Annotated in this window: 12 protein-coding genes; 3 read left to right on the top strand and 9 right to left on the bottom strand. The window is 70.2% G+C overall.

The window, feature by feature from the left end; all coding sequences use genetic code 11:
- Positions 1-135: 135 nt before the first annotated feature.
- Entirely contained in the window at positions 136-870 is a 735-nt protein-coding gene (locus HHX35_RS23060) for an SDR family oxidoreductase (RefSeq protein ID WP_182900832.1), read from the bottom strand.
- A 405-nt stretch (positions 871-1,275) separates the two neighbouring features.
- On the opposite strand from HHX35_RS23060, the gene HHX35_RS23055 reads away from it, so the two are divergent.
- The 3 genes from HHX35_RS23055 to HHX35_RS23045 all read left to right on the top strand — a co-directional run bounded on the left by HHX35_RS23055 (position 1,276) and on the right by HHX35_RS23045 (position 2,853).
- Entirely contained in the window at positions 1,276-2,010 is a 735-nt protein-coding gene (locus HHX35_RS23055) for a hypothetical protein (protein WP_182900831.1), read from the top strand.
- Between the two features lie 163 nt (positions 2,011-2,173).
- On the top strand, positions 2,174-2,407 hold the full coding sequence (locus tag HHX35_RS23050) for a hypothetical protein (protein ID WP_139572390.1): 234 nt from the start codon (positions 2,174-2,176) through the stop codon (positions 2,405-2,407).
- A complete protein-coding gene (locus HHX35_RS23045) occupies positions 2,404-2,853 on the top strand; it encodes a hypothetical protein (protein ID WP_139572389.1) in 450 nt (149 codons plus the stop codon). Before HHX35_RS23050 ends, HHX35_RS23045 begins: the two co-directional genes overlap by 4 nt.
- Here HHX35_RS23045 and HHX35_RS23040 read toward each other — a convergent pair.
- The 8 genes from HHX35_RS23040 to HHX35_RS23005 form a co-directional block, all read right to left on the bottom strand.
- On the bottom strand, positions 2,850-3,446 hold the full coding sequence (locus HHX35_RS23040; protein ID WP_182900830.1) for a response regulator transcription factor: 597 nt from the start codon (positions 3,444-3,446) through the stop codon (positions 2,850-2,852). The genes HHX35_RS23045 and HHX35_RS23040 overlap by 4 nt on opposite strands.
- A complete protein-coding gene (locus tag HHX35_RS23035; protein WP_182900829.1) occupies positions 3,446-4,543 on the bottom strand; it encodes a sensor histidine kinase in 1,098 nt (365 codons plus the stop codon). Before HHX35_RS23035 ends, HHX35_RS23040 begins: the two co-directional genes overlap by 1 nt.
- A gap of 5 nt (positions 4,544-4,548) precedes the next feature.
- Complete coding sequence (locus HHX35_RS23030; protein WP_182900828.1) at positions 4,549-5,238, bottom strand: ABC transporter permease; 690 nt, start codon at positions 5,236-5,238, stop codon at positions 4,549-4,551.
- Positions 5,235-5,948: an ABC transporter ATP-binding protein gene (locus HHX35_RS23025; RefSeq protein ID WP_182900827.1), complete on the bottom strand. Its 714-nt coding sequence runs from the start codon at positions 5,946-5,948 to the stop codon at positions 5,235-5,237. The genes HHX35_RS23030 and HHX35_RS23025 overlap by 4 nt, the downstream gene beginning before the upstream one ends.
- A 117-nt stretch (positions 5,949-6,065) precedes the next feature.
- On the bottom strand, positions 6,066-7,295 hold the full coding sequence (locus HHX35_RS23020; protein ID WP_182900826.1) for a CaiB/BaiF CoA-transferase family protein: 1,230 nt from the start codon (positions 7,293-7,295) through the stop codon (positions 6,066-6,068).
- Positions 7,296-7,304: 9 nt separating this feature from the next.
- The gene (locus HHX35_RS23015; RefSeq protein WP_182900825.1) at positions 7,305-8,531 is read right to left on the bottom strand and encodes an acyl-CoA dehydrogenase family protein; all 1,227 of its coding nucleotides are present in this window, start codon (positions 8,529-8,531) and stop codon (positions 7,305-7,307) included.
- Entirely contained in the window at positions 8,528-9,511 is a 984-nt protein-coding gene (locus HHX35_RS23010; RefSeq protein WP_182900824.1) for a 3-hydroxyacyl-CoA dehydrogenase family protein, read from the bottom strand. The genes HHX35_RS23015 and HHX35_RS23010 overlap by 4 nt, the downstream gene beginning before the upstream one ends.
- Before the next feature lies 1 nt (position 9,512).
- Complete coding sequence (locus HHX35_RS23005; RefSeq protein WP_310739241.1) at positions 9,513-10,274, bottom strand: acetoacetate decarboxylase; 762 nt, start codon at positions 10,272-10,274, stop codon at positions 9,513-9,515.
- Positions 10,275-10,417 lie beyond the last annotated feature (143 nt).

The raw sequence follows: 10,417 nt of genomic DNA, 5'->3' as shown, positions 1-10,417 counted from the left end.
GCCGGCGCCGTTGGACGTGCGGCCCATGCCGTCGAGATGGAGATCGGTGGTGCGGTCGCCCCGTTCCCCAGGCGTATCGCAGCCTGACCAGCCCCGAGGGGTCGACCGGCGACAGCCTGACGGGAGCGGACTCGGTCAGGGGCGGCCGAAGCGGCGGGCGAGGACGCGGAACGCGCCGGGCGCGGCCCCGTGCAGGCGGGCGGGCAGCCGCAACCAGGCGGGCACGTACACCTCGGCGCGGTCGCGCTCGACGGCGACCGCGATGGCCCGGGCCACCCGCTCGGGCGGGACGGGCGCGGGCCTGCGGCGCGTGTACGGCCTGCCGCGCCGGGCGAAGAACGGCGTGTCCACCACCCCGGGCACCACGGCCGTCACGCCGACCCCGGGCAGCTCGTAGCGCAGGCTCTCGGCGAAGGCCAGCAGACCCGCCTTGGTCGCGGCGTACACCGCCTCCTCCCGCACGCCCACCACCCCGGCGATCGAGGCGACGTACACGAGGTGGCCCCGGCCGCGCTCCAGCATCCCGGGCAGCAGCAGCCGGGTGAGCTGCACGTGCGCCGTCAGGTTGACCGCGATCATGCGTTCGGCCGTGCCGCCGGACATCCGCGCGAGCGGCCCGCTCCAGCCCTCGCCCGCGCACGCCACCAGCATGTCCACCCGCCCGGCGCGTACGGCGAGGTCGGCCGAGGGATCGGACAGGTCCGCGGGCAGGATCTCGCCGCCGGTCCGGGCGGCGACACCCGCGAGCGCCTCCTGGTCGCGCCCGGACAGCACCAGCCGCGCGCCGCGCGCCGAAAGCTCCAGCGCCGTGGCGGCGCCGATGCCCGACGACGCCCCCGTGACGAGCACCCGAGCCCCCGCCAGCCGCATGCGCCCCCTCCCCTTCCTTCCTGGGTTGTACCCGCCCATCGGATACGTGCCGCGAGCGGCAGGTGTGACGTGAGGTGAGGCCGGGCAACCCCAGACTGCTCGCGCGTACAAGCGGCCGCAAACACCCCGGCGAATACTTCAGCAGCACTGCCCCCAGAGGTCAGATCCTCGATGGCCGACAGGAACGCTTGGGTCAAACGCCCTAGACGGCTTCGCGCGGCCCGGCGGAGGATCGAGACAAGGCCGTGAGGCGCGATGCCGCCCGGCGAAACCCACCCCTCGTTCATCACACCGATTCCGTCATCCGGCGGAACAACCCAGAGGTGAGCCGCGGCCGAATCCAGGAGACCGGGAAAACCCCGGTGATCTGCATCTGCCCAGCCCAGTCGGGCTCAAGGAGGCACCATGTACCGGAAGTGCAGACAGCTGGCATTAGCGACCGTCTTCGTCTCGGCGATGACGGCGGGAGGCGCCGCGGTCCTGAGCGGACCCGCCCTCGCCACAGACGGCTATGCCGCAGCCGGTATCGCGCCTCAGAGGAGCGAGCCCGGCGGCTCGACGGAGATCATCTCCTACCCGGAGAGCCCGTCGATGATGACCGCCGAGCAGGCGCGGGCCGAGGAGCAGAGCATCGTCGATCAGGCGCGGGCCGAACGGGATCGCATCAGAGCCCAGGGCCGGGCCGACCGGGACCGCATCAGGGCCCAGGCCCGCGCCGAGCGGGACCGCATCAGGGCGAGCGAGTGGGAGTCGTCCGGAAGCGCCGGGTCCGACCCGCCCGCCTCGTATCACGACGGCTCGCGCACTCGGTCCGAGTACCGTTCCGAGCGCTACAGGGCACGTTCGGTGAGCTACGGCACGGTCCGTACGGCCCCGGTGCGCTACCGGATGTCGGAGCGCCTGTCCGAGCTGCGCATGCGGGAGTCGGCCCGGACCGCACGGGTGGCCAAGAGGGTCGACGAACGGCGCTCCCGCCTGGTCGAGAGGGTGTCGGGCCGGCGCGAGCGCCTGGTCAAGCGGGTGGAGGCCCGGCGCAGCGAGCGCGTGAGGGAGACGGCGTATCGGAGTGGCGGCCGGTTCGAGCAGCGGCAGTTCAAGAGCGTCCGGTACGAGCGCCGGTCGTCGTTGCGGACGCGCTGACCGGCCTGGGGCGCATACGGCCCGGCACCACGTCGGTATCGGGCCCGGTATCAGAGACGGCCCCGCGCCCTCCGGGTGCGGGGCCGTCCGCGTGCCGGCGCGGGCCGGAAGTTTTCCGCGAACCGGTGGACCGCCGACGGTATGACTGGGTAGCCTCCCGAGTATGACCAAGAAGATTACGATCTCTTTGCCGGACGAACTCGCCGACGAGGCGCAGGCGTCCGGCAACGCCTCGGCCTACATCGCCGCGGCGCTGCGGGAGCGGCGGCGTATCCAGGGCGACCTGGCCATCATGGCCGATTTATGGGGGCCGGGCTGGCAGGACGGCATCAGCGATGACGACAGCGCCCGCGCGGCGCGCCTGGTGACCGGCGACGCCAAGGCGGACGCCGCGTGACCGACCCCGTCCCACCGGCCGGTGTCCTGTCCGGCCACGTGCTGGACCTCGACGCCGTCGTCCACCTGATCGAGGGCAAGAGCATGTACGGCAGGGCCGTCGTGCGGCAGTCCTCGGCCCACGGCGTCACCCTCCTCGTCCCCGCGCTCGCCGTCCAGGTGCTGTCGCTGGGCCCCATCCAGCCCCGGCTCGAACGCTTCCTGCGCATGTCGATGGTGGTCACCGGCGCGCTCTCCCCCGACGACGCCGTCGAAGGCGGGCCGTACGCGCAGGCGATCATGACGAGCCTGCGGCGCCACCGGCCGTCCGCCGCCGACGCGCTCCTGCCCGACGTCCTGGTGGCCGCCCACGCGGCCGTCCACGCAACCCGCCGCGGCTGGCGGATCATCACCGCCACCCCCTACCTGTACGAGGGCCTCGGCGTCCGCCTGGAGATCCTCCCCTAGATGAGCCCGCGCTCCATGGCCACGACGACGGCCGCGGCCCTGCTGTCGACACCGAGCTTGGCGAAGACGTGCTTGAGATGCGTCTTCACCGTCGTCTCGCTGATCAGCAGGGCCCTGGCGATCTCCTTGTTCGCCGAGCCCCGCGCCACCAGGCGGAGCACCTCCACCTCGCGTGGGCTCGGCTCCTGGGCCGTGGGCCTGCTCATCAGAGCGGACGCGACCGATGGCGCCAGGACCGCTCCGCCGGCGGCGGCCGTACGGACCGCTCTGTGCAGTTCCTCGCGTGGCGCGTCCTTCAGCAGGTAGCCCGCCACCCCGGCGGCCATGGCCCGCGCCACGTCCGCGTCCGTGTCGTACGTGGTCAGCACGACCACCTTGATCTCCGGGTGGTCGGCCCGGAGCCGCTGGATCGCGCCGACACCGTCCAGGCCGGGCATGCGAAGGTCCATCAGCACCACATGCGGCCGCGCCCTCCTGGCCATCGCCAACGCCTCGAACCCGTCGGACGCCTCCGCCACCACCTCGATGTCCGCCACATGGTCGAACATGCCGCGCAGTCCGTCGCGGACCACCGGATGATCGTCGACGATCATCAATTTGAGGGGATCCGCAGGCACAGCGCCGTCCCCTCCCCGGGAGCGGACTCCACGGTCAGCGTTCCCCCGACGCCGCCGGCCCGCTCCCGCATGGCCGCCAGCCCGTAACCCGCGCCGCGCACGTCCGGATCGAAACCCGCCCCGTCGTCGAACACGTCGAGCATCACCTCATCGTCCATGTAGGTCAGCGTGATCGCGACCCTGCCCGCCCGGGCGTGCTTGGCCGCGTTCGACAGCCCTTCCTGCGCCGCCCGCAGCAGCGTCGTTCCCACCTCACCGGACAGCGGCCGGGGCGTCCCCTCCACCGACACGGTCGCCGCCACCCCCGACGTCCGCGACCACCGGGCGGCCACCTCCGCGAGCGCCGCCTCGAGGCCCGCGCCGGCGAGAGGACCCGGCCGCAGCGCGTCGACCGAGCGCCGCGCCTCCTGCAGGTTGTCGCGCGCCAGCTCCTTGGCCAGCGCGATCCTCTTCTGTACGGCGTGCAGGTCGGGCATCGCCTGCTCGGCCGCCTCCAGTTGGGTGACGATCCCGCTCAACCCCTGCGCGAGGGTGTCGTGGATCTCCCTGGCCAGCCTCGCCCGCTCCTCCAGCACCCCGACCGTCCGGTTCTGCGCGCTCTGCCGGGACACGTAGTCGACGAACAATCCGATCGCCACGACGAGACCGGAACTCCCGACGAGCCGCCACAGGACGTTGGGATCGTCCAGATAACCTCTGGCGGCGAACGTGCTGAGGACCGTCGTCACCGCCCCCGCGTAGGACCAGGGACGGGGCAGCATCAGATACGGCTGGGGCATCAGCCCGAAGACGACCACGTCGAAGGACCGGTCCCGCACCACCAGCGCGATGTAGAGCGCGCAGACGACCGCCAGGTGGAACGCCATCGGGTTCGGCCGCCCGAGCAGATGCGGCCGCCGTGCGACGAAGAAGCCGTGCCAGCCGGCCATGAGCGCGACGATTCCCAGCGTCAGCGGGCCGGGAGCCGTGCCCTCACCCGCGCTCTCGCCCGACGAGAGGATCAGCCCGAGCGCCAGGCAGGCGTAATACAACATGTGGAAGGCGCGCAACCAGCGCGCCTCCCAGACATTCACTGTCCTCACTCCCATCGGAACAGCGCGGCGCCGGCGGCCGTGGCCGCCACGATTATCCCGGCCAGGATGAGCAGGGGGAAGACCGCGGCGGTGCCGGACCAGGCGTCGCCCAGGGCATCCACAGCCGGGGTCAGGGGCAGGAAGTCGCCGATCTGACGCAGCGAGCCGGGCAGGGCCTTCCTGGGCACGGCCGCACCCGACAGGAAGATCATGGGAAACATGACAAGCATGCCGATCAGGCTCGCGCCCCTGGTGTTGCGCACGACCGCGGCGACCACGAAGCCCAACGCGCAGGCCATCACCGAGCAGAGCACGAACGCGGCGGCCAGCATGAGGACGTCGCCGGGCGCCCGCGCGCCGAACACCGCGATCGTCACAACCACCAGCAGCGCGGAACCCGCGAGGCCCGCGGCGACCTGTGCCACCAGCTGGGCCCCGAGCAACATGACGGGGGAGATCGGCGTGGTGGCCAGCCGCTTGAGCACCTTGCGCTCGCGGTAAGAGGCCAACAGGCCCGGCAGCGCGCCCATCCCGCCGATGGCGGCGATCATCGCGAGGTAGCCGGGGACCGCGCCGCTGTCGCCGCGTTTGAGCACCAGCAGCATGAGAGGGAAGGCCACCATGAAGAACAGCGAGGCGGGGTCGCGCGACAGCAGCCTGAGCTCGGCGGCCGTCAGAGCCGTGAACGCCTTCATCGGTCTGCTCCCTCCAGGGCGAGGTATGCCTCTTCCAGCGAGGCGGTTCCGGTCCGGGCGATGAGCTCGCCCGTGGTGCCCGTCGCCTCCGCACGGCCGCGGGCGAAGACGGCGACCCTGTCGCAGAGCGCCTCTATCTCGTCGAAGTAGTGGCTGACCAGCACCACGGTGGTGCCCGCCGTCTTCAGGTCGCCGATGAGCCGCCAGGTCTCGCGGCGCGCGATCGGGTCCAGGCCCGTGGTCAGCTCGTCGAGCACGACCACCTCGGGGTTGCCGACCAGGGCGAGCGCGAGCATCAGCCGCTGCCTCTGCCCGCCCGACAGGTCGCCGAAGGCCTTCCTCGCCAGCGGGCGCAGGCCCCAGCGCTCCATCACCCGCCGCCAGTCGGCCGCGTCCCGGTAGAAGGAGCCGAACATGCGCAGCGCCTCGGCCACCTTGATCCGCTCGGGCAGGGAGCTGTCCTGCAGTTGCACGCCGAGGCGGTGGGCCAGGGCTCGCCGCCTGCGCGCCGGATCCTCGCCGAGCACGCGGACCGTGCCCGCGTCGGCTCGCCTGAGCCCGATCAGGCACTCGACGGTCGTGGTCTTGCCGGCGCCGTTGTGGCCGATGATCCCGAACGTCTCACCGGCCCGGACCGTGAACGTCACCCCGTCCACGGCGCGGGTGTCCCCGTACGACTTGCGGAGGTCTGTCACCTCGATGGCTTCCATGCCTCAAGGTTCGCGGCGGCGCCGATCAGGCGGCATCACCCGACACGTCGCCCGGCATCCCCCGTTCGGAGGATGGCGGCGCGCGTCCCGGACAACGGCGTGCAGCACGTGCCGCGGTCATTGCGGCTCCTGTGCTGCGGGCGAAGGGATGACCCCCTCCGAACGGAAGTCGTCTATCTCACCCGGGCTGAACCCGAGCTCGGCCAGGACTTCGTCGTTGTGCTCGCCGAGCCGGGGAGCACGCCTGGGCGGCACCTTGGGGCTGGCGAGCATGCTGATCGGGCTGTTGATGGTGGAGTCGAGATCGTCCACACCCTCGATCGGGACGACGATGTCGGTGGCCCTCAGCTGGGGGTCGCCCGCCGCCTCTTCCGGTGTCTGGATGATCCCGTAGGAGACCCGCGCCCGGCCGAGCGCCTGTTTCCAGTACTCCAGCGGCCGGCCGGCGAACGCACGATCGAGGATGTCCGTCAGCGCATGCACGTTTTGAGCGATCGCACGCGGATCGGTGAAGCGCGGATCTTTGAGCAACTCCGGGTGGCCGATCGCGTTCGCGAGCCGGGGCCAGTGCGGCAGGAACACGACGAGCATCAGCCAGCGGCCATCGGCAGTCGTATAAGTGTTGATGAGCGGGTTCGACGGGTTTTCCCGGTCATGGAGGCCGTAGAACTGTCCACCGGCCAGCGCCCCGGACACCAGCATGCCGGTTGCCCAGACGCCCTGCGCGAGCAGGGATGTTTCGACACACGTCCCCCGGCCCGTCCGCTCACGGAAATACAGGCCGGTCACGATCGCCGAGTACAGGCCCATGGCCGACGCGTAATCACCGCTGCCCGCAACGGGCAGCGTCGGCGGCGCGCCGGCGTCACGGGTCATCGCCAGCAGGCCGCTGCGCGCCCAGTAGGCGGTGATGTCGAAGCCCGGAAGCGCCGCGTCCGGTCCGACGTTGCCGAAGCCGGTGAAGTCCGCGTAAATGATCAGCGGATTCCACTCGGCGACCTCGTCGTAGGTGAGGTGCAACCGCTCGCGCGCCGCGTGCGGGTAGTTGGTTATCAGCACGTCCGCCCACTTGACGAGCCGCTCGAGGATCCGTGCGCCGGCGGGGGACTTCAGGTCCACCGCTATCCCGCGCTTGTTGCGATTCGTCTGATGCCAGGCGTAATTCGCGCGGGCCCGCGGATTCGGCGGCACGAGCGCCAGGCGGCGCTGGGGGTCGCCGGCACCCGGCGGCTCGAGCTTGATCACGTCGGCCCCGAAGTCGGAGAGCACGGTGGCGGCGGCAGGGCCGGCGATGAAGCTGGCGACGTCGAGCACCTTGACGCCCGTGAACACCGCTTCGTTCGTCATGGTCATCACCTAACGAGCGAACGCGGACAGCCCGGTTACCGCACGTCCCACGATGAGCGTGTTTATCTCCCTCGTGCCCTCGTAGGAGTAGATGGCCTCGGCGTCGGCGACGAAGCGGCCGATGTTGTAGTCGAGGACGATTCCGTTGCCCGCGAGCAACTCGCGGGCCCATCCGACGGTCTCGCGCATACGTTCCGTGCACATCGCCTTCGCCAGCGAGGACTGCTCGTCGCGATAGACGCCCGCGTCCTGCAGTTGAGCCAGCCGGCAGCACAACGTGAGCGACGCGGTGACGTTCCCCAGCATCCTCACCAGCAGATCCTGCATCATCTGGAACGTGGCGATCGGCCTGCCGAACTGTTCTCGCTCCTTCGCGTACGCGAGCGCGATCTCGTAGGCGGCGAGCATGAGACCCGTCGCCTCCCAGGCCACGCCGGCGCGCGTCGCCCGCAATACCTCCGCGGTGTCGCGGAAGGAATTCGCATTCTGCAACCGGTTCGCCTCCGGGACGCAACATTTGTCGAGCAGGATGTCCGCGTTCTGCACGATGCGCAGCGCCATCTTCCTTTGAATCTTTGTCGCGTGGAAGCCGGGCATATCCTTTTCGACGACGAACCCGAGCACATGCCCGGTCTCCACGTCACGGGCCCAGACGATGACGAGATCGGCGAAGGTCGCGTTCCCGATCCAGCGCTTCGCACCGTCGAGAATCCAGGTGCCGCCCTGGCGGCGCGCTGTCGTCTCCATTCCCCTCGAAACGTCCGAGCCCCCACTGGGCTCGGTCAGCGCGAACGCTCCGATCTGCTCGAAGCGACTCATCGGCGGCAGCCAGCGCAGCCGCTGTTCCTCCGACCCGAGCTTCCTGATACTGCCCATGGCGAGCCCGCTGTGCACGGCGAAGAACGTCGCGATCGACGCGTCGGCATGCGCGATCTCCATCGCGGTGAAGCCCGTCAGCAGGTTGCTCGGCGGCTCCTCGGTTGAACGCGGATCAGCCCAGGCGAGCGGGCCGAGCTCACGGAAGCGGTCGATGATCTCGAAAGGGAACTCCGCGCGCGCCCAGTAGTCGTTGACGATCGGCGCTATCTCGGCGCGCGCGAACTCCCGGACGCGCTCGACCTTGGTCCGCTCTTCGCCGGACAGCAATTCCTGACAGGCGTAGAAGTCCCCCGGAAGCGGCCCCGGTTCGAGCCAAGGGCCGGTTGGAGCATCCAGCGCGGGCTTGGTCACGCTCATCGGAACCTCTCCTTCTCCTCTTCCCGGGCAGGCCCGGGAAGCTCGCCGAGCACGCGCATGACCGCGATCTGCGCGGCGTCGCGTTCCGCGGCGAGCTCTGCGACGCTGCCCCCGAAGTTCTGCGCCTGCTCATTCAGCAGAGCCACGGTCGGCCCGTCGAGGTGCGGCGTGCCCAACCGCCCCCACCATTCCTCCAGAGCCCCGCCGAGATGCCGGAAGAACGCCGGCAGGCCGCCCGGCCCGCCGCCGAGGTGAAAGGTGCGGAAGGGACCGGCGGCCGCCCACCGCATCCCGATCGAGCCGGTCACGATGTCGTCGAGTTGCTGCTCCGTCACGACACCCTCGGTGACCAGATGGATCGCTTCGCGGAAGAGCGCGGCCTGAAGGCGATTGGCCACAAAGCCGGGAATCTCCTTCGCCAGCACCTGCGGTCGCTTCCCAAGACCTCGGTAGAACTGGCTGGCCCGCTCCACGACGGCCGGATCGGTGTGCTCGCCCGGCACGATCTCGACAAGCGGCACCAGATGCGGCGGGTTGAACGGGTGACCGATCAAAAGCCGCTCCGGCTCGCGCATGTGTTCCGCCATCGCGGTGGCCGGAATCCCCGAGCTCGAGCTGAGCAGTAGCGCATGGGGTGGCGCCGCCTCCTCGATCGCCGCCCACAACCCTTGCTTGATGCCGAGGAGTTCGGGACCGTTCTCCTGTACCGCGTCCGTACCCGCGACCGCTGCGGCCAGGCGAGGTTCGAACCGTAGCGCTTCCGTCCGCGCGGCCACGTCGGCGATCGGCAGGCCAAGCTCGCGCATCGTCGGAGCGATCTCGGCAAGTCCGGCGCGAACGACGTCCTCGACGTCGGGGCGCGGGTCGTTGACCGTGACGCGCAGGCCATGGCCGAGGAACAGCGCCGTCCAAGACACACCGATCACACCCGCGCCGACAACCGCGACCGAGCGGTACGCGTTGTCGGCGCCGGCGTTCATCTCACTTCTCCAGGTAGTCGTGGACCGTCTGGGCTTCTCCGAGAGTCAGATCGGTGAGGGTGTGCGTCGCGGAGATCACCTCGCGCACGGGAAGATCCGCGAGGGGCGCGAGCGCGTGCTCGAACAGCTGCAGCCTGCCCGGCGCCGTCCAGGCGCCCTTGACGACGAGGTCGGTCATCGACGTCTGGACGAGCTCGCAGGCACGAAGGGCACCGCCGTTTCCCCGTGCCACTTTGAGCTGGTAGACCGGCAGGCAGAGCTCCTCGATCGCTTCGTTCCCATCCCGCTCGTGATGTTTGAAGCCCATCGTCCCGATCGCGACGCGCAGCGTTCCGTAGTCGAGCGTGGCCACAAGCGTGTCGGAGTCGACATACAGCCTCGGCGTGCCGCCTGTCTTCGGATAGCCGCCGAGCTCACGACCGCTGACGATCGCGCTGACGCTGTCGACATAGAGCCCGATGTTGAAATCGACCTGCCGTCCGTCATGTTCGACGATGGCTATCTGGCCACACTCGTGATAGGAGCCGAAGCCGGTGCTGTCAGGCATCCTGATCACTTCGAACCGGACAACAGGATCGACCACCGTCAGCGGCTCGGGCACGACACCGCGAACGGCCTCGAGATCAGTCCGGTAGACGATCCTGAAGTATTCCCTGTCCGTGAACTTGTACGGAGGCGACGCGTACGCCGGCGCGTTCACCGGCGTGCTGAACGCCGTGAGCGGATCGCACCTGGCACGCCGCCCGCCCACGCCGCCGCTCACGGGAGCGCCTCCCCGGTGGCGGAGGCGCTCGCGGGAGCGCCCCCCGCCAGGTGGAGTCCCGTCCTCATACAGAGGACTGTGCCCAGTGACAGCAACGCACTCACATGTGGCGCCGCACCACTCACCAGGGCGCCGGTTCGCCG

It is taken from the genome of Microbispora sp. H10830, from assembly GCF_014161375.1.
Taxonomy (GTDB): domain Bacteria; phylum Actinomycetota; class Actinomycetes; order Streptosporangiales; family Streptosporangiaceae; genus Microbispora; species Microbispora catharanthi.
The sequence above is the reverse complement of the archived record's forward strand: the minus strand, read 5'-3'. Positions and strand labels throughout refer to the sequence as shown.